Genomic DNA, 23144 nt, shown 5'->3' on the forward strand with positions numbered 1-23144 from the left:
ACAATGCTTATGTCCCTTACGTTTCCTTTATCTTCGTGGTAAAGTGAAGGGACTATGACCGGAACGGGTGATCGTATGAAGGAAGCAATTCACATATCAGTGCGTCCACTTGTGGAATATGTGCATCGGAGCGGTAGCATTCACAGTGGTTTCCGCTCCAACAGCAGTATGCTGGAAGGAACTCGCGTGCATCAGGTAATCCAGAAAGGCTATAGGGAGCATGACCGCAAAGAGGTATATTTGCGCACGGAAATTCCATATCAGGATGCATTGTTTATTGTCGAAGGCCGCTGTGACGGGTTGATTCAGCTGGATGGTGTATGGACGGTTGATGAGATCAAGTCGATATCTCTGCCCCTGGAAGAAATTCAGGGGGATGGTCAACCTGTACATTGGGCGCAAGCGTTCTTATACGCTTATATGATTGCTCGTGAGGAGCAGCATCATACCATGCAGGTACAGCTTACTTATGTACAGGCACACAGTGAAGACATTCGCCGATTTAGGCGGCAGCTGTCCTTTGCTGAACTGGAATCCTTTGCACAGGAGATGATTGCCGGCTATGCACCCTATGCATTTCTGCTGAGAGCGCATGCGGAGAAGCGGGATGCCAGTATTGGCACGTTGGACTTTCCCTTTGACACGTATCGTTCTGGCCAGCGGACTCTCGCGGGTTCGGTGTACAAAACGATTGCTGAAGGGGTCAACCTGTTTGCCAAAGCGCCCACGGGTATCGGTAAAACAATATCCACCTTGTTTCCTGCCATCAAGGCCATCGGCGAAGGGGTGGTGAGCCGGGTATATTATGTGACGGCTCGTACCACGACCCGCGCAGCAGCAGAAGAAGCGTATGCCAAAATGCAGACTCAAGGGCTGCATGTGCACGTGGTGACCTTGACTGCAAAGGATAAAATTTGCTTTAAGGATGAAAATGATTGTGATGCCGGAGCATGCAGCATGTGCGAGGGCTATTATGACCGAATCAACGGTGCGGTGTCCGATATTTTAGCCAATGAGACATTAATGACTCGGGCGGTGATTGAGCATTATGCGCGCAAGCATAGGGTATGTCCCTTTGAATTTTCACTGGATGTAGCGTATGCCTCGGATGGTATAATCAGTGATTATAACTATGTTTTCGACCCGCGTATTTCTTTGAAGAGATTGCTGGAGGAGCACAAGCGAAAAGGCGTTGTATTGGTGGACGAGGCGCATAACCTGGTGGAACGCGGCCGGGAAATGTTTTCGGCGGAAATGCTGAAGTCGCCTTTTCTGGAGCTGAAAAGGGAATTTAAACTGCTCAGCCCGGAGACTGCCGCGGCTGCGAGCGCAGTGAACGCGCATATGATTACGCTGCGTAAATTGCATGCGGATGCAGGAAAAGCAGTGGAGGCGTCCGCACCGCAAGAGTTGCTGGAGCTGCTGGTGCCATTTGTGGAAGCAGCCGAACGTGAACTGGTAACGAGGGGCAGCGTGAGCGGTGCCCAGCATGCGAGCAGTACAGGTGCAGCTTATGCGATGCTTCTGGATACGTACTTTGCCGCTCAAAATATGCTGCGAATTGCCGCATTGTACGATGAACGCTACGTTACCTATATTAGAGCGGGTATTGAAGCGGGACGCAGTGAAGTGCGGGTCAAGCTATTTTGCCTTGATCCTTCGCATTTGCTCGGACAGGCTATTAAGGGCTATCGCTCAACTATATATTTCTCCGCAACATTGACGCCGCTTGCTTATTACCGGGACATGCTGGGAGCGAAGGAGGAGGACTATACGCTGCAGGTTCCCTCTCCCTTCCATCAGGAGCAATGGGATGTACGTCTATTGCCGCTCTCTATCCGTTATCGGGACCGCGAGCGCTCAAAGGGAGCGATTGTGAATATGCTGGCCGGACTGGCAGAGGAACGTAAAGGGAACATCCTCGTGTTTTTCCCGTCCTATCCGTATCTGCGTGAGGTATACGAGGAGTTTATGATTCGGGATGTGCCGGCAGATACGTTGGTGCAAAGTCCGGGTATGACCGAACCGGAGCGCGATCGCTTTCTGGAGGCATTCCAGCCTGGACAGGAGCGCACCTTGCTCGGCTTCGCCGTGCTGGGTGGTGTATTTGCCGAAGGGGTCGACTTACCGGGAGATCGCTTGAACGGGGTCGTGGTTGTTGGTGTTGGATTGCCGCAAATCGGCGCAGAGCGGGATGTGCTGCGCGAATACTTTGCGGAGCAAGGACGGAACGGCTTTAACTATGCGTATGTATACCCTGGGATGAATAAAGTCCTTCAGGCAGGAGGCAGACTTATCCGTACAGAGCAGGACGAAGGCCTGCTGGTTCTGGTAGATGATCGATTTGCCAAGGAGCCGTATGCTTCTTTGCTGCCGGAGGAATGGAGGAGCTATCGTTTGGTGGAACAAGCGGGATTAGGGAAGGAATGGACAGACTATGAATTTTAATTTTCATAATGACTCCATACGCGGGGTGCTGCGCCGTTTTGGTCAAGAGGAGGCCGAAGTGGACAATATGGAGACTTTCGTGACTTTTGCGCGCTTGGCTAGCAGTATTTTCAGAGAAATGGATACGGATCTTACCAGGCTGGGGGCCTCACAGGGTCGGGTCATTGTCCTGAGCCTGCTACATTTTTATGCACCGCATCGAATGACGCCATCGGAGCTGGCTGAAAAGGCTGATGTCACACGGGGAACCATGACAGGGCTGATTGATGGGCTGGAGCGGGATGATATGATCGAGCGCGTGGCTCACGAGAGTGACGGACGGATGGTGACCATCGGATTAAAGGAGGCCGGACGAGAGCTGCTGAGAACGGTAGGTCCTTATTACACCAAGCTGATCCGGTCATGTATGGCGGAGTTTACAGCACAGGATCATGAGACGATGAAGACCTTGCTTGGGAAAATGAAAAGCGGCTTTGAGCGGTCCTTTCCGAAAAGCTGAGCGCCTGATTTTGAGACAGGGAATAGGGGAGATAAGCATGTTCTTTTATGCAAATGAGGTTTATGAAAACCGTGATTTTGGCTCGATGGATGCCAGGGAAGGCGAGTGGACGAATTGTGAGTTTACCCGATGCCGTTTTCGAGGGGTGGAGATGAATGAGTCGCTCATGGAAGGCTGCACTTTTGTGGACTGTGATTTTACCGGAGCCATTCTGAATGCCTCTCATTACAAGGAGTCTGCTTTTACAAATTGTCTATTCACCAGTGCCAATTTGTTTGTAGCCCGGTTTGACAACTGCAAGCTGGTGGGCTCAGATTTTGCGGGGGCCAATATGGACGGGATTACGATTACGGGTGGAGACTGGTCTTACACGAACCTGCGTCATGCGGATTTAAGGAAGCAGGATTTGCGAAAAATACGCTTCAAAGAAGCAGACCTGTCCGAATGTAATTTGGAAAAGGCAGATTTGCGCGAAGCGGATCTTACTCACGCAAGATTGCATAAAGCACATCTTCAGGGAACGGACCTGCGTGGCGCGAAGATGGATGGTGTGAATTTTAAAGATTTGAATATCACTGGAGCCAAGCTGGATATGCAGCAGGCCGTAGCCGTGGCTCGATCCTATGGAGCGAAGGTGGAAGGGTAAGCAAATACGAGGACATCACTGAATCTGCCTCCCTCTGTGATGTCTCGCGCTGGTGGAATGGACATATGACCAGGATTTCCCTATCCGTCCCTGAACCGCAGAAGCGGCTCAGGGACGGATAGGGAAACAGGCATTTTATATGTGAAATAAGGCCCTGAGAGGGGATTCTGTAGCGGAGAGAAAGGAGGCATTAGTTGTAGTTGCCCTTTTTTTTCAGTTGAGCAAGGACTACATAATGATCCAGACGTTGGCTTAACTCTATAATGGAAGGGTCGGTAAATGAGGTGTACTGTGCCTTTGAAATAAGCTCTCTGCGCAATTTTTCAATGATGGCATGTAAACTATCCCCGGGTTCGTTCAGATTGGACACCATAGGCTGCACCTTCTTCTCTGCTATTCATTAAATTATAAAAGTAATTGCATAAAATTTGAAGCATACATAACTGATCACCAGCACATTTACTCCTGTGCAGCGATCAGGCATAATTAAGAATGATGCCGATAAGAACAAGCCTGTTTTACGGGGATAAAGGAAGGAAGAGACAGATGAGTCAGACAAACGTTTATTTTAATCATGATGGTGGAGTAGATGATCTGGTATCCCTGTTTATGCTGCTTCAGATGGAGCAGGTTCATTTGACCGGAGTATCTGTTATTCCAGCGGATGGCTACCTGGAGCCCGCAACGGATGCCAGCCGTAAAATTATTGATCGTTTTGGACAAAATAAAGGGCCTGTGGAAGTTGCTAAATCCAATTCACGCGGTAAGAATCCATTTCCTGCCGCTTGGCGTATACATTCCTTTTATGTGGATGCATTACCGGTGTTGAATGAATCGGGGCGCATGGAAGCGCCGCTTTCATCCCTGCCGGCTCATCAACATCTGATCGAAAAGGTGCGCGGAGCCGAGGGTAAAACGCTGTTGCTGTTTACCGGACCGCTAACCGATCTGGCACGTGCGCTGGATGAGGCACCGGACATTGAAGCCAAGATTGAAAAGCTGGTATGGATGGGCGGCACCTTTGAAAAAGGGAATGTAGAGGAGCCAGAGCATGACGGCACAGCAGAGTGGAATGTGTTCTGGGACCCCGAAGCGGCTTACCGTGTATGGCAAAGCGGCATTACGATTGATCTGGTGGCACTGGAAAGCACAAGCAAAGTACCATTGACGCCAGCCGTACGCAACCGTTGGGCTGCCGAGCGCCGCTATGAGGGCGTGGATTTTCTGGGCAATTGCTACGCAGGCTGTCCGCCGCTCGTTTATAGTGAAACGAATTCAACATACTTTCTGTGGGATGTTCTGACCACTGCATCTGTCGGACGCCCGGACATTGTCAAGAAAAAGACGGTGCATTGCAGCGTCATCGCTGAAGGTCCAAGCCAGGGCAGAACGGTGGAGCAGGCGGAAGGTCGTCCTGTAAACCTGGTATATGATACAGACCCGGAAGCCTTTTTTACGTATATGACAGATTTAGCCAAGCAGGCTGCTCCCAAACGTTACTAAGCCTCGCCGTGCCTATGTGTGCGGCTTGGAATGAAAATGCAATCTATCTGCAAAGCACTATATATCAAAACCCGTAACCCGTGACGTTATCCGTCACGGGTTTTTTGTTTCCAGGCAGCCCGAGCCTTCTACTTCGATTTACCTATTCGCTTGCGCAAACCTTCATCATATAGGTCTAGGAGGGAGCTCTTTTTGATAGGTACGGAGCATATGAATACACATTCGTGAAAATAATTAGTGATTTTCAAAGTTTTTCACGCCTTCATTTAAAATTTCATCATATGAAAAAAGTGTAATAAAATAGGAGGATAGCACCAGTAATATCATGTAAATATTCTATATAATAGGTTTAGAGGTGGGATTATGAATAGACTGGAAGCACTAGAGCACTTTCGTGAGACCTACGCAAAAGAGGTGCTAATGAAACAAAGCCTAGTGAAATGGATTCAGATAAAAAGCCTTTTTCAAAGAATTACATAATGAAATTGAGATAACCCGCTTAATAAGGAAACCTTATAGAGAGTGTAGAAGAGAGGGGAAATCATGCGTTATATAAAAGCGGCTTTGATTATTGTATTTTCAGTGCTGTTGTCTGCATGTACAGCAACCACAGGGGGGGACATTGTTACATCTTCGCAGTCCCCCAATATACCATCAAGTAATGAAGTTAAGGTAAATCAGGATGCTGCAAAGGGGACTGAAAAGAAGGCAAGTTGGCTTTTAAATGGTCAAGAAGGAGTAGAAGATCGAGTTCAATTCTTAACCAATTTAGATGATTCTACTGGAAAAACTAATATCCGTATCGACGACCTGATTGACACCATGCAAACTCGGGAAGAACGTATAAAATATCACGGCTCACAAGTATATGTTGGAGAAATAACAAGTGACGGCAGTCACATGGCGATTATAAGAGATGTTTATGGGGAGCAACCAGAGGAGTCACTCATTATTGAAGTGTACAATCTGGATGCGGAAGTAAAAGAGCGAGAGTTTAAATTGCCGCCAACTGCTCAATATCCTGTTGTCTCTTCTGATTTACGTAAATATTTATATGTAATGAACGGGCATTTGTATTTATATGATGCAATAAGTAAACGAACTACAGAAGTGAAGAATGAAAAGGGCAAAGCAGACGTGAGCAATATTTCTCATGGTCAAGGAGTGTTTTCACCAGATAACACCAAGTTTTATTTTGTGGATGATCAGTCAGGGATCGTAATGCTTGATCTGTCTGGCGATAGTGGTACAAAACGCCTGCTTGCAGGCACTGATGTCTCGGGTATTATGCAATGGGGTCAGGGGAATAAACTTATTTATAGCACTTATAAAAATGACCATACTTTCATAAACAATATTTATTCACTAGATATACACACTGGAAAAGTACAGTTTATAACTAAAAATGAGGGTGATTTTATTTTATCCCCCGATCAAAAAAAATTAGTACTGTCAGATGATGAGGTTGTAAAAATGTTCATGATTGATGTAGCTAGTGGAAAAAAAGAGGATATTTCGTCCATTATGGATGGTGAAGGAAGTTGGGTTGTTCCAATACAGTGGATCGAAACAAAAATCAATTATATGAAGTATAGCAACAAGGTCGAAGTGAAAAAAATTACGGCCTCTTCCACACTGCCTAATCAGGGGAATCGTTCTTTTAGTGTGAACAATTTAACGGACGATAATAATTTAACCCCTTGGTGTGAAGGATCTAAGACAGGCGGAGTAGGAGAAACGGTAACATTAGATTTGGGTTCAACTCAAGAGGTCAGAGGTATAGAGATGGTTGATGGCACTATGTGGGTTAACAATAAGTATTTAGACATGAATACAATCCAAAAAATGAAGCTTGATTTCTCGGATGGACAATCATTAGTGCTTGAGAACAATGATACACGTTTCAAGTTTGATGAACCTATACGAACTTCTTTCGTTAAGATTACCATCCTGGAAGTGAAAAAGGGCGCGGACCTCCCAAATACTTGTATAGGTGAGCTGAAGTTATTATGATGAATTGTAGAAAATGGGAAAAATCTATGGTGCGGATAAATAAAATTGCGTTGCTCATTATGATATTTTCCATCCTATGCGGCTGCATGCAATCGAGTAAAAGCCAAGTAGTGCAAGGTCTAAATGAAGACCACAGTTCAGTCCCGCAGCCCAAGAAACTTCCTCCAACAAAAAGAGCTATAAATTGGTTGCTTTTTGAAGCGGAAAATGGAAATATGCCCATGGAATATCTCACTGATATGGATGATCCTACAGGCAACACCTATATTGATTTGTACGACATTATAGGTAAATTACATGCAAGTGAAGGTGAGACGTATCCTGAATATGAGTTGTATCTGGCTGGGTTCTCGGATGATGGCAGGCGTATTGCTTTATTTAGAGAGTCGCAGGATTTGAATTATTTAATCATCAAAATCTTTGATTTATCTACCACTAAGAAAATGTATGAATTTAAGGTGCCGAATAGGGACTACGCCGTTATGTCTCCTGATTTACGTAAATGTGTTTATACAGAGGATGGTAACTTTTTTTATTATATAAACCAGAAGCAGATAACTAAGGCATTGGGGCATTTAAATGATGGCTCTCATATTCATTTTCCAGTATTTTCGCCTGACAGTAACCAATTTGCTCTTCTAGATAGTAGCCATAATGTATTGATCTATGACTTGTCCAAGAACAAGCTAATCCAACAAATCAAGCTAGGATTAGAAGGAATACAGATTGAACAGTGGCTTTATAACGATCAATTGGTTCTCTCTTCCTACGAGAGGGATAAGACATATATGTTGGATATCAGGACTGGGGAGAAGAAGTTACTAATGAAAGCCACAGAATCTCCTGTTATAACTTCGGATAACCACAGGGTTGCTTATTTGAACTCGAAGGGTGAAATGCAACAACGAGACATCCAAACAGGTCTGCCTATAAAATACTCCAATGTATTCCACAGGATAGGCTATAACGTGTCCCCTACACAATGGGTACAAACAACAACGGATTTAATGAAATATCGAAAAAACATCACGGCACAGAAAATTATTGCTTCATCTACACTTTCAGACCAAGCAGGGAACTCTTATACTGCCGGGAGCATCATGGATGGAGATGCAAGCACAGCTTGGTGCGAAGGAGTTAAGGGAGACGGAATTGGGGAGTGGATCAAAATTGATTTCGGCTCTATGCAAGAACTGAAGGGGTTTGAGCTTATTAATGGTTTAGCTAAGTCATCTAATGCTTTCCAAGTAAATAATAGAGTTAAACGAATGAAACTGGAGTTTTCAAATGGGCAGACTTTGATGATAGATAATGATTTTATAAGCAACCAATTTCTTGATAACCCCATTCATACCTCATTCGTGAAAATAACGATTGAGACAGTAGAGCGAGGAACCAATTATCACGATACCTGTATGTCGGAGATACGATTTTTCTAGCATTCCTAACAAAGGAGAAGGTATATAAAGTGGAAAAATGAAATTTTAATCACCGGGAATAATGATGAAGTAGTGATTCGGCTGCTGGACGACCATGGGATCGAATTGCGGAGCAAGAAAGACATCCGTGTAAAAGCCGATGGAAACCTGATGTTCAATGCGGGTAACACAATACAAGTCACAGCGAAAGATGCCATCGGTTTAAAATGTAAAACGAGTCTGGTAGAAATGGATGGTAACATCAAAATGACTGGAGAAAAAATAAAGACGCAATAATTAAATCCATCGTGAGAGGTAATTAGTTATGGCTAAAGTAACTACTGGAGCAGTCGTGAATGAGCAACCGCCAACCCAGGAAGATATAATTCAAGAATGGAAACGTAAAATAAGCAGAGGCGAATATCCTTTTATTTATGTAAATCAGCATAATACCAAAAGTGAAAAACGGTAAATGTGTCTTGTGACAACTGGAAGAGGCTCCTCAGGAGCCTTTTCTGCGTTTATCTGTGCAATCTTCTACTAACATACGGTTACAAAGACCTATTTTACGGAAACTATGTACTATGACCAGATATACTGTCTCCAATGACTTTATACTTATTTTTCCTCTCGGCTATATCCCTCGTAAATAGGATGCACTATAATAATACTACTTCTTAATATGGGAAAAATTAGACTTTACTATCGGCAATAACCTATTTTAAAAAATGGATTTTTTTATAAAAAACCCTTCTTAGGAAGAAGGGGCCTTGTATTTGGGAACCTCACTGTCGATAAACCAATCCGGCCCGGAGACATCGATGACTTCTTTCGTTTTATAGTTATAGTAAATCGTAATTTTGCTGTCTTCGTGACCTTTAATGTATCCATACAGATATATCCTTGAGTGGACGGCCGGATCATCTACAACATAATCCTTTAATATGAAATCGGCATCATAGTGTTCTTTGATAAATTTCACGCCGATAGGAGTAGCGACATCTACTAATTCTTTTTTTTCGTTGTTAGACAAGTTGGAACAGCCTCCTAAGTACATAACCATTAAAATAAGTGCCAGAATTAGTGGGGTTTTTCTGTTCAAGTTACAATTCTCCTTTTCTGGTAATCACCTTTTTTCATAACTCTATAATATATTTACATAATAGACAAGGTGGGAATGATTTGACTTTTATTAGCGATAAAACATATTGGACCATTGCGGATAGAATATATGACCGGGAGTTGACTGCTAAAGACTCAAAAAGCAGGGTTGTTCCCGACTGGAAGATTATTGAACCTGAAGGGGCCATGCTGCATGACACTAATGGCTCAGGTTTTGATGCGACGGTTTTTTATAACGAAAAAACCGATCAGGTGATTATAGGTTATAGAGGTACTGAGCCGCCTGATCGTCCAAAGTGGAGTGTGGCGATGGACTGGGGGACCGATATTAACGATGTCGTTGGTGGTCGTGCTAAAACGTTGGAGGAAGTCCATCAATATTATGAAAATAACAAGGGAGAGGTGGACAAACTCCCGCCACAAGTGCAAAGTGCATTTCATCAATATGAGGCACAGTACCAGAATAATCAATTTACACAAGCTCAAAATCTGTATGATGTAGTGAAGAAGCAATATCCTTCTGCTGAAATATCTACCACAGGTCATTCTCTGGGAGGAGCGGAGGCGGAATATGTTGCGGTACGGAACGGGCTGTCCTCGGTCAGTTATAATGCACCAAGCATTGTACATTTGTTACCGGATGATCTTCAAAAGAAGGTGAAAAACGGAGATTTTCAAAAGACGAATGTCGCTTATGTCAATCCGAAAGATACCATCGGTTCGGGAGCTAAGGATGCAAAGCCGCATGTGGGTACAACCTACTTTATAAATAATGATTATAAAACCGCTAATGAAGCCAAATTTACTATTCCTGTTTCGTTACCGATCAAAAGAGAAAATAAGTGGGCCGACTTTTTTTTGGGACCCAAATGGTCTCACATTGTTTACGTCCCGATTACGCTGCCTATGATGCAACAAGATCCCATTACAAAGTTCTATAATTCGATAATGGGAGAAACAACACATAGCATGGATTATTTTTCATTTAATGCAGATGGAAATATCAGCAATCCATTGTACACGATGGACGGACAACTGGTAGAGGGCAACCCACGATTACAGGCATACGAGCAAAGGCTTGCGGCCGAGGCAAAATTTAAGGAAGTTATGGGCGATTTGGTTGAACACTACGGTGGTCAAATGGGTGCTTTCGGGCATCTTGCTGCTACTGCATTGGGAGTGAATATCATGGGAGCAGGGCAACGCGGGGCTTATTTTGTGGGCAACAAAAATGGAGGAACAATTCAATTAACACCCGAGGAGCTAAAGCATGCCGCCAATCAGATGCGTTCCAGCTTGCATGGGTTTTCCAGCGATACCCGAGCATCCATCCAGTTGTTTCAGGCTCATATCGGCACCAGTGAAAGTCAGTCTTTGACCCCGATTGCGTATAGTGCAACGGCGACGTTGGATCGGATTAATCGCTGGTACCAGGAATCAATTACGGAGATCGCGGAGTATATAGATCGCAAGGGCCAGGAATTTACGATGGTGGATCAGTAAATAGATCATCAACTGGAAGAACACAACAGGAGGCAAAAGAGATGAGCAGAATATCTTTGAGCCTGGGGGATCTGCGGAGGGCTGTACAGCAGTGCGAGCAGCTCAAGCAAAGACTTCAGCATCAAGAGCAGCAGATGAGAAATATTTATGGTCGTCTGCAAGACTGGCGGGGCGAATCGGCTGCTGAATTAACACGTAAAATGGAGGCATTTCTCCAGGGAACAACTGTACGAATACAAGAATTGGACGAGCATAAAGAGCAGTTGAAACGTTATATTCGCAAAATGGAAGAAGCTGATCGACGGGAAGAGAAACGCAAACGTGCTGCTCAATGGTGATAGGTAACCGCAATAGCTGTATTTTCCTTTGATGCACCGACAGCCGGAGATCACATGATCAGCTATATTTTTGTCTATATCCTGATGAGCTACCCGTTAGGAGTATTCATTTCATGGAGCTGTTGGTATTTTTATCATCGTTATGCCTTTAAGAAGGCGTATATTATAGCGAATTTTATGCTGCTGTGGCCGGCTGCCCTTGTAGTATCCTCATTGATTCAATCAGTTTTTTCATAAAAAGTCTCCAGTCCAGCGCAGTTAGCTACATATTATAAAATAAACCGTACACCGTGTGGGGGGATTCCAGCGGAGTACGGTTAAATGTGCTTGGAAGAAATGACGTATTCAAACTACATATATAGTAGAAGAGAAAAATTATTCTCCCGGAATGGAGACGAAAAAGGTGGTTATGATATCTCAGACCAAAAAACGCGAAAATATTCTAAACCTCTACAAAGTTCGACATATTGTTCGCTTTTTCGCATCATATGTTATTGAATCAGGGATTATGATTGCTATTTATCCTATATTTATGTATAATCTATCGTGTTGAAAGATTGATTGTACGTAATATGCTGATGAGGGTGGGTTCATGACGCTGCTCGACAGTAACGAAAGCAAGAAGCGGATGTGCCAGATTTACAATGAAGTTTCGAAGGAACTGTTCGGCTTCGGGACCACGCTGTTGCGGGCCACCGTTGAGAACAACATAGTTTCCTTTGTGGCGAAGCACCGGCGTTCTCCACGCTCGGCGGCATTGGAAGTGGAAGCCCCCGGCTTGAAGCTGGAAGTGGATTTCCGAATGTCCATGCTGTATAAAAAAAGACTTCGCGAAAAGCTGGTTGAGGATATGGGGCTCGATATTGAAGCTCTACTGCGCGATTACGATTCAGCAACGCAGTGGGCAATCACGAACATCATACTGAAGGAATCCTAATACAATTGGATATTCGGCTTTTCGCTTCGGATCTATCTGAGGGGAGAACCTGTTATAACGCGCAGCGGGATCAACTTATTCTTTGTTTACGAAGAAAAGTATTCTTGTTTTACAAGAGTACTTTTCTTTTTTGTGTCATTAGGTGTGAGAAATTAACAAACAGGGGGAGTTTCTAATGAAAAAATGGTTTAAAGGATTCGTGGCTGTGACCTTGGCATCTGTGGTACTGGCAGGTTGCGGCAGCAATGCTACTGGCGGTCAGACAGATGGAAAAAGCAGCTCAGCTGATGGGAAAAAGAAGCTGGTCATTTCCACGTGGGGCTTTTCCGAAGACTTTTTCAATAAAGAAGTATACGAGCCCTTTGAAAAAGAACATAACGTGGATATTGTCGTGGAAATTGGAAATAACGCAGAGCGGTTGAATAAAATCAGTCAAGGAAGTACGGATGTCGATCTGATCTATCTGTCTGATTATTATGCGCAACAAGGGATTCAACAGGGGCTGTTTGAAAAGCTGGATCGCAGCAAGGTGCCAAACTTGAATCAAATCTATGATATTGCAAAAGCACCGCTGGGCGAGGATTATGGCCCTGCTTATACGGTGGGCCGTCTCGGTATTGCCTACAACCCGGAATTGGTGAAAAAGAATGTAACCTCTTGGGCTGATCTGTGGGGCAGTGAGTTTAAAGGAAACGTGACATTGCCGAACATTACAGCAACAGCTGGACCGATGATGGTAGATGCAGCCTCCAAGGTAGCGGGTAGTAAGGAGTTTAATGAAGATCAAGCTTTCGGGAAGCTGAAAGAGCTGAGCCCGAATATCGTTAAGTTTTATAGTAAAACATCCGAGTTCGTCAACATGTTCAGCCAGCAGGAAATCGCAGGCGGGCCGATTATGGAAATGTACTTCAAAGATTTGCAGGCAGCTGTGCCAGGGGCGAAATTTGTAGCTCCAAGTGAAGGTGCTTATGCAGTAATGAACACGATTAATGTAGTGAAAGGCTCCGACCAAAAGGAGCTGGCTGAGGAATTTATCAACTGGCAGCTGAGTAAGGAAGTTCAAGAGAAGTCTGCCAAGGCGAAAGTGGATTCTCCGGTGAACACGCAGGTGGTACTGTCCGGTGCTGATACAGAAGGAATTACGTACGGTACAGATGTGGTGAACAAGCTGACCAAGCTGGATATGAAATTCGTTAACGACCATATGAAGGCTTGGACAGACCGCTGGAACCGGGAAGTTGCACAATAATGAAAAAAGTCATATTAGATGTAGATACAGGTATTGATGATGCGTTAGGTATTTTACTGGCAGCTAAAAGTGGTCAGCTGGATATCCAGGCGATTACTACGGTGTGTGGCAATGTTTCGCTGAAACAAGCAACATTGAACACATGCAAAATCCTCGACCTTTTGGATAGACCGGATATTCCGGTTTATCGGGGGGCAGAGGCACCGTTAATACGTAAAGGGCTGCATGAGCACCGTGTACATGGAGAAGACGGGATCGGGGGCGCATTGAGTAAAGTGATCCCGGCCATATCGGAGTCCGAAGGTTTTGCTCCAGATATCATCATTGACACAGTGATGGCTCTTCCGGGAGAAGTGACGCTCATTTGCACCGGTCCGCTCACCAATCTGGCGCTGGCGTTGCTGAAGTGCCCCGAGCTGACGGAACGCGTCGATCAAGTTGTTTTTATGGGCGGTGTTATTCACGGCTGCGGCAATATTACGCCTGTGGCCGAATACAACATGTATGCCGACCCTGAAGCGGCGCGGATCGTATTTCATGCCGGATTTAAACGGCTGGTACAGGTTGGACTGGATGTAACACGGAAAGCGCTGCTAACAGCGGATCATATTGCCCGCCTGACCGATCCGGCCATTCGCAACTATGTGGCTGAAAGCACAGCCGTCTACACCAAACGATATGAGGAACGCAACGGGGTAAAAGCATGTGCGCTTCATGATCCGCTTGCCGTGGGCGTCGCGCTGGATTCGAGGCTGGTAGAAACCTCGCTGCTGTATGTCGACGTGGAAACCTCCAGCCGCTTGTGTGATGGACAAACGGTGGGCGATGTGCAGAACCGTCTCAATCATAGACCCAACATGAATGTGTGCGAGCAGGTGGATAGCGAAGCTTTTCTGGAATTATTTATCCAGGTGCTGAACAAGGAATAATATTTTGATAACCGCAAGGAGCTACCCATGAAGAAAACATACTTGTATTGGCTGCTGCTGCCAGGTCTGCTCTTTCTGGCGGTGTTCATGGTCATTCCGATTGTGCTGACGATCGGTTCGACCTTCGTACAGAACAGCTCTTTCACCCTAGAAGGCTATCTCCATTTCTTCAAGGACCCTTATTTTCTGAAAATATTGCTGACTACGCTGGAAGTTAGTGTTGTTACGACACTTGTGTGTGTGTTGATGGGCTTCCCAACAGCTTATTATATCTCGCAAAAGGCTCCGCGTCGTAAAGGAATTTTACTGGCGCTGGCTATCTTTCCCTTGTTGACGAGCCCAGTGGTGAGGTCATTCAGCTGGATGGTCATTTTGGGCCGCAAAGGTTTGTTAAATAACGTGCTCCTCGGTTTGGAAATCGTGGACGAGCCATTGAATATTTTGTACACCCCGGCGGCGATGATTATTGGTCTGGTTCATTTGTTTTTGCCGCTGATGATTATTTCACTGATCGGTGTACTTGAAAATATCGACGGTGATCTCGTTCATGCTGCTCAGAGCCTCGGAGCTTCAAGGTTCAGCGCATTTCGTAAAATTGTATTTCCGCTGTCAGTGCCGGGTCTGATCATCGGAAGCATTCTTGTTTTCGTTGGCAGCCTGACTGCCTATACGACACCAGCATTGCTTGGTGGCAAGCAGCGAGTTATCGCTACATTTTTGTATCAGAACGCGATGACGCTGAACGACTGGTTTTTAGCCTCCGTTATTGCAACTATTATGATTGTCATTACATTTATCGTGGTCGGTCTCTTAAATAAGACGGCCCATAAACTCAATCCGAAGGGGTAGGTGGATATGCGGGAGAAACATTACGGACTAGGCTTCTTTAGCCTGCTGGTCTTCATCTTTCTGCTCGGTCCGCTGTTGATCATATCGGTCACTTCTTTCGAGCCGGGCACGGTATTAAAATTTCCGCCGCAGGGCTTCTCCTTGCGCTGGTATGAGAACATTTTTGAGGTGGACTTGTTCATGTCCACGTTCAAAACGTCGATTGTCGTCTCTTTGTTGGGTAACATCATGGCGTTGCTGATTGGTATGCCTGCTGCTTATGCGCTTAGTCGTTTTTCATTTCGCGGGAAGGATGCGCTGAATGCTCTATTCCTATCCCCGCTGCTCATACCGGGCATTGTTCTTGGCTTTACCCTGCTGCGCTATCTGATCATTGTGTATCATTTGCCGGTATACGCCGGACTTTTAATCGGACATACAGTGATTATGCTGCCGTTCATTATACGGGTCATTGCCTCCAGCTTGTCTAACTTTGATTTTGCGATTGAGGAAGCAGCGCTCAGTTTGGGAGCTGGACGGCTAGAAACCTTTTTCAAGGTGGTTCTGCCTAACATCCGTTCAGGTATTATTGCGGCTATCCTGATTGCCTTTCTGGAATCATTCAACAATGTCGACATTTCCGTCTTCATGACAGGACCGGGCTTCAGCACTCTGCCTATTCAAATGCTGACCTACGTCGAAAATTATTTTGACCCGACGATTGCAGCCATTTCAGTTATGCTGATGATTTTGACCGGTATCCTTATGTTCTTGATCGAACGACTGATGGGATTGTCTTACTTCACTAAAAGGTAATGGAGGCTTTAACCTAATGGCACTGCTTACTCTGGATCGCGTATCGGTCGCTTATGACAACCAACTGATCTTGCAGGATTTCGATTTGCAGCTCGAACGGGGGCAACTGCTTTCGTTGCTCGGACCGAGTGGTTGTGGCAAAACGACTACGCTGCGTCTCATTGCAGGATTTCTCGAAGCTAAACAAGGAACATTTTTGTTTGGGGATAAGGATTATACTCGGGTTCCGGTCAACAAACGGAATTTCGGTTTTGTATTCCAAAGCTATGCACTCTTTCCGCATTTATCTGTTTTTGATAATGTTGCCTTTGGACTGCGCTTGCGCAAGGTAAAGGAAGATGATGTAAAACGCCGTGTGATGAATATGCTGGAAACGGTCAGTCTGGGGGGCTTCGAAAAGCGCTTCCCCGGTGAATTGTCAGGAGGGCAACGTCAACGTGTCGCGATTGCCCGGGCACTTGTGATTGAACCCGACCTGCTGCTGTTTGACGAACCGCTGAGCAACCTGGATGCTAACCTGCGTGTGAATATGCGTGTAGAAATCCGCCGTATTCAACAGGAATTGGGGATTACTACCGTATATGTATCGCACGATCAGGAGGAATGTTTTTCGATCTCTGACCAGGTTGCGATTATGAATAAGGGGAATATCGAGCAACTGGATGCGCCGTCGACCATTTTTAAATATCCAACGACCGAATTTGTTGCCCGTTTTATCGGATTTAATAATTTTCTGGCCTTTGACGAACGTATTGAAGAAGGAGATCATATTCGACTCCATACAGGAGATCTATCGTTCAGCGTTGCTCGTAATCAGGGTACAGCTCAACCGGGTGCTCGTCAGGGTGCTATTCGCCCGGATGATTTGGTCATTCGTACAGAAGGCAATGAGACGGGGGAAAATGAGCTTCCGGGCATCATTAAGGTAAGTACGTACCTGGGACGCAGCTATCAATATGTGGTAGAAACGGCGAAGGGAAGCTTTACCGCCAATCAGGAAATGGATACGCCTTACCTCAGTGGTCAACGGGTTACTCTGCATTTTCCGGCAGATAAAATGGTGCTGGTCCAATAATCAGCGGGTTCCATGAAGGAGATACATCATGCGTGCAGACAAAATGATTTTACAAGTTAAGGTGTATAACAGTTATTATAAGACGTTTGAAGTAGGCAACGTTGCTATACTTGACGGCAAGTTTATGTATATTGGTCAGCGTGGTCTGGAGTCTTTCGAGGTTGCTGAAATTGTGGAGGGGCACGGGAAATATATGATTCCCGGCTTGATCGACATTCATTTGCACATTGAAAGTACGATGGTGACACCAGCCACTTTTTCCTATGGACTCATTCGCAACGGTGTGACGACGATTGTACCGGAGCCACACGAAATGGCGAATGTTTTTGGACTGGAAGGAATTCAGGAAATGATGGAAGCCAGCAAGGATTGCGTGGCTGATATGTTTTACAGTATTCCAAGCTCTGTCCCGGCAACGCCGCTCGAAACCTCAGGGGGCGAGATAGATATTCCTGAGATTGATGCGCTGCTGCAAACCGGCGAGATGATTTGCCTGGGTGAGATTATGAACTATGTGGATGTGATCCGTAACCCGGACAGCAAAACGAATCGCATCTTACGCCATGTTCGTGAGCATTACCCGGAGCTGATTATTGAAGGTCATACTCCGAAGCTGTTGGATTTGGACCTGCATCAGTTGATCTATGCGGGAATTGGTTCGGACCATACGCATCAAAGCATTGAAGGTATGAAGGCACGGATGGCCGCAGGGATGTTTATTGAGATTCAGGAAAAATCCATGACTCCTGAGGTGATGGATTACCTGATCCAGGAAGATGTGGCACAGCATTTTTGCTTCGTAACAGATGATGTGATGCCGGACTCCTTCGTGGAGCGAGGACATCTGAATCATATTGTAGGTAAAGCGATCCGGATGGGGATGAAGCCTGAGGACGCCATTTATGCGGCTACCTTTACTCCGGCGGGACGAATGCGCATGCATGATCGTGGAACGATTGCACCGGGAAAAATAGCTGATTTTGTATTGCTGTCCGATCTTGGCCAGTTTGATGTGGACCAAGTCTATAAGGACGGGAACAAGGTATTTGATAAATTCGAGGAATACCATCAGGGATTGATGCAACACCGCTTCCCTGACCATTTTTATCAAAGTGTCAAGCTGGAGCCGCTCACGGAGCAGGATTTTACTGTAGAGATGGATGTAGCTGATGGAACGCATCAATGCCGTATCATGATGGTCAAGGATGGATCGACCTTTACAAGCGAGCAGATTGCACCTATCCAAGTGGAGCAGGGTGAGTTGATATGGGAACATGGTGAGCACGGACTTATCGCTACGTTTGAACGGTATGGCAAAAACGGCAACCGTGCCTACGGTTTGATCGGGGGAGATACGATTAAACGGGGCGCGGTGGCAACCACCTATTCGCACGATAACCATAACCTGTTGGTTGTAGGGCATAACAAGCAGGATATGGTATTGGCCGCGAAGACGGTTCTTTCCAGCCAAGGCGGCTTTTGTGTAGTTGAAAATGGCAAGGTGCTTTCCCATTTGCCGTTAACCGTAGGCGGGATTTTAACAGAAGGACCGCTGGAAATGGTTGCGGCCCAAGTGAAGGAGCTGCGTTCAGCCATGCTGTCACTGGGCTACCGCCATTACAATCCAATCATGTCGCTGAGCACGCATTCTCTGCCGGTCAGCCCGGCCTTGAAAATTACCGATCACGGCCTGATTGATGTCAACGCAGGCAAGGTTGTACCTTTAATCGTGGAACCTTCCAAAATACAAGAATAATAGTTGAGCCGACCCCCATGTGGGTCGGCTCTCCAGCTTGTCGAGAAACCCGGTCTTTGTGAAGGCCAGGGTTTCTCTTTTTTAGTTTTCTAGGCGATCCAGGTGAAGATGTACCGGTAGAGTTTGCCATGCAATCACTAAATGAAGCGAAAAACCAGTGAATTTTAAACGAATTGGAACTTCATATAATCTTCATGATTAAACACGAATAAAGTCTTGAAAAACATCGATACCGTGTTATAATTAAAACAGGATTTAGATTAAGTCTAAATTAATTGATGAATATTTATTGGATTCACGCATGGGATTTAGAAGAAAATCAGACACTACTGTTAACGAGCATCCAAGCTTTACACCAACTATATTTTAAATGATAACGAGAGGGGATTTTAACATGAGTACACTAAATCATACGAACGCACAACCTACACAAGAGGCTATTCAAGATTTGCATAAGGCATTGAACCGTCAGGTAGCTACCTGGTCCGTGTTGTACACGAAGCTGCATTATTTTCACTGGTACGTAAAAGGTCCTAACTTCTTCACATTGCATGCTAAATTTGAGGAGCTTTATAATGAAGCGACAGCCAATCTGGATACGATTGCTGAACGTCTGCTGGCCATTGGTGGCCGTCCGGCTGCTACCTTGAAGGAGCATTTGCAATTGTCGGCTATTCAGGAGTCTACAGGTGAGCAAACAGCCGAGGATATGGTAAAGTCCGTTGTTGCCGATTTCAAAACCATTACTGGTGAACTGGCTAACGGTATGGAAGCGGCGGATGTGGCACATGATAAAGCGACTGAGGATCTTCTTAATGGTTTGAGAGAAGCGGTAGATAAACATATCTGGATGCTCAGTGCGTATTTGGGATAAGGGATTGGGATAAATTTCCACGGATATGGAGATCAGGTGAACAAGCACACATCCCGTTGGTTCCAGTCTGCCACTGGAGTATAATGACGAGAAGACGTGGAAAACCACAGGCTCATGAATCATAGAGCTACCGGGATGGGGTGTATGCTATGGAAGTGAACCAACAGCTTTTGCATGAAGCGGAGCAGTTTATATATACATGTTATGAGGAGCTGGGCAGAAGCCGCGATGAAGCGGAAGCCCGGCTTCTTAGTATTCGTCAAGATATAGAGACTACTGGAATGTATGATCACACGTTTGAAGAGCTGGAGCACGGGGCACTCATGGCTTGGCGCAATAGCAATCGTTGCATCGGGCGCTTGTTTTGGGACAAGCTTTTGGTGAGGGATGCTCGTAACGTGTCAGATGCAGAGGAAGTGGCAAACGAGTTGTTGGAGCATATACGCATAGGGACGAATGGCGGTAAAATCAAGCCGACGCTGACTGTATTTCGCGCATCCAAACCAGGGTTGCCGAATATTCGCATCTGGAATCATCAGCTTATCCGTTATGCCGGCTATGAAACCGAAGAAGGGGTGATCGGGGACCCGATCTCGCTGGATTTTACCAAGGCTTGTAGAGATATGGGATGGCAGGGAGCCATGACTCCTTTTGATATTTTGCCACTGGTTGTGGAAGCGGGTGGACAGCCGCCCAAGCTATTTGAGATTCCCAAGCATCTGGTGCTGGAGGTAGCCATTGAGCATCCGGAGCTTTCGGATTTGGCCTCACTGGGGTTGCGTTGGTATGCGGTACCTATGATTGCGGACATGACGCTGGAGATTGGCGGTATCGTCTATACTGCGGCTCCGTTTAACGGCTGGTATATGGGAACAGAAATCGGTGCCCGCAATTTTGCGGATACCTTCCGCTATAACATGCTGCCACAGGTGGCTGAGCTGATGGGGCTGGATACTACCAGCGAAACAACGCTGTGGCGCGATCGGGCGCTGGTGGAATTGAATATTGCCGTGCTGCATTCTTTTAAAAAAGCAGGAGTCAGCATTGTGGACCACCATACCGCAGCGGCACAATTCCGGCTGTTTGAGGAACGGGAAGCCAAGGCTGGGCGTGAGCTGACAGGTGATTGGACATGGCTGATCCCGCCGTTATCCCCGGCGACAACGCATATTTTTCACAGCTCTTACGATAACCGGCATGTGAAGCCGAATTTTGGAGTTCAAGCGAAGCCGCAAGGCTGCCCTTTTCACTCCGGATAACGGAATAGCTACAAATAAACCCGGACTAGGGCTCCAGTTTATCCCATACAACGATAAATAGTGTGGCTAGCGGGCCGATCAACAGCGAGAGCAGGAACCAATTTAGCCTACTCCGATTTTTGGACTGTGCCAAGCCAGCATTAATGAGGGCGAGCGTTCCCCAGCCTACGTAATAATCCTCTGACATGGTATCCTCCTTTGTAACTTACGGTTATGCTTGCCCATGAGATAGGACACGCTGCTGATGCTGTGCTCGTGAATCTCCCCGATGTGCTGGAGCAAGAGAGTGAGATAGGGACCCGGCAACGGCTTGTACTGCATATTGAAGAAAATGCATGGAACTATGCGCTTAGACTGATGCCTGAAATCGAAGCAGCGTTTATATCTGCCGTAATAGACGAGTCCTTGCTGGCCTATTGGGTCCCGGTTATAGAACAATCTGTCATTGCATGAGAATGATCACCCCTAGAGCTCGCAGCTCTTTTTTTGTGTGACAGGACCAAACGGGGGACGATAAGAGCCATTCAAGGCAGAAGTTTTTTAAGCTGTGATACACGTCCCTGAGACAGTTCGAGCATTTCAGCTAATTCTTTTTGAGATACATCAGGGTGCTCCTGTATGAGCTGTTTTAATTTATTCAGGAGTTCATTCTGATTTCTGTAATTCCTTCTCTTCTTGGGAGGGGCAGGATGGGCTTCATGCGAATGACTGGAAGGATTGCCGCTTTTCAGGGCTTCAATACAACTATGACATATGAGGTGGTCTCTGAAATAGCTCAAGTTATCTACGGCACTACAAAAATAACAAGAAACCCCCGTATACTTGCGAATCATCAAGCCCTCCGGAGTAATAAAAAAATCGAGAGCATCACCAATATTAATATTCATGGAATTGCGTAGCTCCTTGGGTAGCACAATACGGCCCAAATGGTCTAAAGGTCGTGTCATTCCAGTGTTTTTCATCATTTTTTTCCCCTTTCATGAAATGCGCTTGTGGTTGCGAAAATGGTATGTTATGTATGCTGGAAGTACAAAGCGCTTATATTGCAGTTTGTTTTGGTGGACTATGCTTAAAAAAAGCTCCGGCATGACGTACAGTTACGCCTACTACCGGAGCATGATACAGCCAATGAATCTAAGATGTCGTGTCGAATTACTGTGGGTTGGTTGTCCAAATACCGGCTACTTTTAATTGAACCCGCGAAGGCAGCTTCAATGCGGCCAATGTCAAATCGGCCAAATCCTGCGGCTGAAGCATGCGGTCTTCGTCGCCAATAGGCAAGCCTGCGTTTGCCGCCAATTCTGTATTGACGGTGCTTGGGGTCAGCGCGGTAACGCGAATGTTGGATTTGCGAACTTCCTGCATCAGTGCTTCCGTGAAGCCCATCAAAGCGAACTTGGATGCGCAATACGCCGAGCCTGTTGCAAAGCCCCGTTCTCCTGCTGTAGAGGAAATGTTGATAATATTTCCGCTCTGTTGTGCCAGCATGCTTGGGAGAGCCGCGTGTGTAACATAATAGGTCCCTAACAAATTGACGCGAATAATACGCTCCCACTCTTCAGGGTCCATATCCGCGACTGTACCGAAGGTAGCGATTCCTGCGTTGTTGATCAAAATATCGACAGCGCCCAACTCGTGCTCCAGCGAAGCTACAGCAGCAGCAGCCTGTGCGCGATCCGATATATCTGCAGCAGCGCTTACCACCTTCACGCCGTATGTACTACTCAGCGAATCCTGCAATTTTTGCAGATCAGCCAATGTGCGTGAAATTAAACCCAGATTAACGCCTTCCTTGGCCAAGGTTTCGGCAATTGCTTTGCCAATTCCTTTGCTGGCCCCCGTAATAATAGCTGTTTTATTTTTAAGTTCCATCCAGTCTCCTCCTTAATAGAATACATAACGGTCTGTGCATTTGAGTACATAGTTACATT

Annotated in this window: 25 protein-coding genes; 20 read left to right on the plus strand and 5 right to left on the minus strand. The window is 45.8% G+C overall.

Annotated elements, in window-relative coordinates; translation table 11 throughout:
- Window positions 1-54 precede the first annotated feature (54 nt).
- From B4V02_RS01270 to B4V02_RS01280, 3 genes are read left to right on the plus strand one after another with little or no spacing between them, the layout of a single operon-like run.
- Window positions 55-2448: an ATP-dependent DNA helicase gene (locus B4V02_RS01270; RefSeq protein WP_094153487.1), complete on the plus strand. Its 2394-nt coding sequence runs from the start codon at window positions 55-57 to the stop codon at window positions 2446-2448.
- A complete protein-coding gene (locus tag B4V02_RS01275) occupies window positions 2438-2947 on the plus strand; it encodes a MarR family winged helix-turn-helix transcriptional regulator (RefSeq protein ID WP_094153488.1) in 510 nt (169 codons plus the stop codon). Before B4V02_RS01270 ends, B4V02_RS01275 begins: the two co-directional genes overlap by 11 nt.
- Window positions 2948-2984: 37 nt before the next feature.
- The gene (locus B4V02_RS01280; protein ID WP_094153489.1) at window positions 2985-3593 is read left to right on the plus strand and encodes a pentapeptide repeat-containing protein; all 609 of its coding nucleotides are present in this window, start codon (window positions 2985-2987) and stop codon (window positions 3591-3593) included.
- Window positions 3594-3783: 190 nt separating this feature from the next.
- On the opposite strand, the gene B4V02_RS01285 is transcribed toward B4V02_RS01280, so the two are convergent.
- On the minus strand, window positions 3784-3966 hold the full coding sequence (locus B4V02_RS01285) for an aspartyl-phosphate phosphatase Spo0E family protein (RefSeq protein WP_094153490.1): 183 nt from the start codon (window positions 3964-3966) through the stop codon (window positions 3784-3786).
- 173 nt (window positions 3967-4139) lie between these two features.
- On the opposite strand from B4V02_RS01285, the gene B4V02_RS01290 reads away from it, so the two are divergent.
- The 5 genes from B4V02_RS01290 (at window position 4140) to B4V02_RS26050 (ending at window position 8999) form a co-directional block, all read left to right on the plus strand.
- Window positions 4140-5096 carry a nucleoside hydrolase gene (locus tag B4V02_RS01290; RefSeq protein WP_007432899.1) on the plus strand — a complete coding sequence of 319 codons (957 nt, stop codon included), beginning with the start codon at window positions 4140-4142 and terminating at the stop codon, window positions 5094-5096.
- Window positions 5097-5639: 543 nt separating this feature from the next.
- A complete protein-coding gene (locus tag B4V02_RS01295; RefSeq protein WP_094153491.1) occupies window positions 5640-7109 on the plus strand; it encodes an NADase-type glycan-binding domain-containing protein in 1470 nt (489 codons plus the stop codon).
- Window positions 7106-8548: an NADase-type glycan-binding domain-containing protein gene (locus B4V02_RS01300; protein ID WP_244188432.1), complete on the plus strand. Its 1443-nt coding sequence runs from the start codon at window positions 7106-7108 to the stop codon at window positions 8546-8548. Before B4V02_RS01295 ends, B4V02_RS01300 begins: the two co-directional genes overlap by 4 nt.
- A 72-nt stretch (window positions 8549-8620) precedes the next feature.
- Window positions 8621-8824, plus strand: coding sequence for a hypothetical protein (locus B4V02_RS01305; protein WP_244188433.1), 204 nt, complete (start codon window positions 8621-8623; stop codon window positions 8822-8824).
- A 28-nt stretch (window positions 8825-8852) separates the two neighbouring features.
- A complete protein-coding gene (locus B4V02_RS26050) occupies window positions 8853-8999 on the plus strand; it encodes a hypothetical protein (RefSeq protein WP_167383735.1) in 147 nt (48 codons plus the stop codon).
- Between the two features lie 282 nt (window positions 9000-9281).
- On the opposite strand, the gene B4V02_RS01310 is transcribed toward B4V02_RS26050, so the two are convergent.
- Window positions 9282-9629 (minus strand): hypothetical protein, encoded by a 348-nt coding sequence (locus B4V02_RS01310; protein ID WP_094153492.1) that lies wholly within the window; start codon window positions 9627-9629, stop codon window positions 9282-9284.
- 80 nt (window positions 9630-9709) lie between these two features.
- On the opposite strand from B4V02_RS01310, the gene B4V02_RS01315 reads away from it, so the two are divergent.
- The 11 genes from B4V02_RS01315 to B4V02_RS01370 all read left to right on the plus strand — a co-directional run bounded on the left by B4V02_RS01315 (window position 9710) and on the right by B4V02_RS01370 (window position 21213).
- Window positions 9710-11152 carry a lipase family protein gene (locus B4V02_RS01315; protein ID WP_094153493.1) on the plus strand — a complete coding sequence of 481 codons (1443 nt, stop codon included), beginning with the start codon at window positions 9710-9712 and terminating at the stop codon, window positions 11150-11152.
- A 41-nt stretch (window positions 11153-11193) separates the two neighbouring features.
- Complete coding sequence (locus tag B4V02_RS01320) at window positions 11194-11490, plus strand: WXG100 family type VII secretion target (protein ID WP_007432891.1); 297 nt, start codon at window positions 11194-11196, stop codon at window positions 11488-11490.
- Window positions 11491-12082: 592 nt separating this feature from the next.
- A complete protein-coding gene (locus B4V02_RS01330; protein ID WP_007432890.1) occupies window positions 12083-12427 on the plus strand; it encodes a hypothetical protein in 345 nt (114 codons plus the stop codon).
- 175 nt (window positions 12428-12602) lie between these two features.
- On the plus strand, window positions 12603-13676 hold the full coding sequence (locus B4V02_RS01335; protein ID WP_094153494.1) for an ABC transporter substrate-binding protein: 1074 nt from the start codon (window positions 12603-12605) through the stop codon (window positions 13674-13676).
- Window positions 13676-14605, plus strand: a complete 930-nt coding sequence (locus B4V02_RS01340) for a nucleoside hydrolase (protein WP_007432888.1) — start codon at window positions 13676-13678, stop codon at window positions 14603-14605. Before B4V02_RS01335 ends, B4V02_RS01340 begins: the two co-directional genes overlap by 1 nt.
- Window positions 14606-14632: 27 nt before the next feature.
- Window positions 14633-15454 (plus strand): ABC transporter permease, encoded by an 822-nt coding sequence (locus B4V02_RS01345; protein WP_094153495.1) that lies wholly within the window; start codon window positions 14633-14635, stop codon window positions 15452-15454.
- A 6-nt stretch (window positions 15455-15460) separates the two neighbouring features.
- Window positions 15461-16249, plus strand: a complete 789-nt coding sequence (locus tag B4V02_RS01350) for an ABC transporter permease (protein ID WP_007432886.1) — start codon at window positions 15461-15463, stop codon at window positions 16247-16249.
- 16 nt (window positions 16250-16265) lie between these two features.
- On the plus strand, window positions 16266-17324 hold the full coding sequence (locus B4V02_RS01355) for an ABC transporter ATP-binding protein (protein ID WP_007432885.1): 1059 nt from the start codon (window positions 16266-16268) through the stop codon (window positions 17322-17324).
- Between the two features lie 28 nt (window positions 17325-17352).
- Complete coding sequence (locus tag B4V02_RS01360; RefSeq protein WP_094153496.1) at window positions 17353-19080, plus strand: adenine deaminase C-terminal domain-containing protein; 1728 nt, start codon at window positions 17353-17355, stop codon at window positions 19078-19080.
- A gap of 394 nt (window positions 19081-19474) precedes the next feature.
- Complete coding sequence (locus B4V02_RS01365; protein ID WP_094153497.1) at window positions 19475-19954, plus strand: Dps family protein; 480 nt, start codon at window positions 19475-19477, stop codon at window positions 19952-19954.
- Window positions 19955-20103: 149 nt separating this feature from the next.
- Window positions 20104-21213 carry a nitric oxide synthase oxygenase gene (locus B4V02_RS01370; protein ID WP_094153498.1) on the plus strand — a complete coding sequence of 370 codons (1110 nt, stop codon included), beginning with the start codon at window positions 20104-20106 and terminating at the stop codon, window positions 21211-21213.
- Window positions 21214-21238: 25 nt separating this feature from the next.
- Here the strand turns inward: B4V02_RS01370 and B4V02_RS26055 are convergent, their stop codons facing one another.
- Window positions 21239-21400, minus strand: coding sequence for a hypothetical protein (locus B4V02_RS26055; protein WP_167383736.1), 162 nt, complete (start codon window positions 21398-21400; stop codon window positions 21239-21241).
- Window positions 21401-21426: 26 nt separating this feature from the next.
- Here B4V02_RS26055 and B4V02_RS01375 point away from each other — a divergent pair, with 26 nt between their 5' ends.
- Window positions 21427-21666 (plus strand): hypothetical protein, encoded by a 240-nt coding sequence (locus tag B4V02_RS01375; protein WP_094153499.1) that lies wholly within the window; start codon window positions 21427-21429, stop codon window positions 21664-21666.
- A gap of 71 nt (window positions 21667-21737) precedes the next feature.
- Here the strand turns inward: B4V02_RS01375 and B4V02_RS01380 are convergent, their stop codons facing one another.
- Window positions 21738-22175 (minus strand): AbrB/MazE/SpoVT family DNA-binding domain-containing protein, encoded by a 438-nt coding sequence (locus B4V02_RS01380; RefSeq protein WP_094153500.1) that lies wholly within the window; start codon window positions 22173-22175, stop codon window positions 21738-21740.
- Between the two features lie 190 nt (window positions 22176-22365).
- Window positions 22366-23085, minus strand: a complete 720-nt coding sequence (locus tag B4V02_RS01385; protein WP_007432876.1) for a 3-ketoacyl-ACP reductase — start codon at window positions 23083-23085, stop codon at window positions 22366-22368.
- Window positions 23086-23144 lie beyond the last annotated feature (59 nt).

The organism is Paenibacillus kribbensis (genome assembly GCF_002240415.1).
GTDB lineage: Bacteria > Bacillota > Bacilli > Paenibacillales > Paenibacillaceae > Paenibacillus > Paenibacillus kribbensis.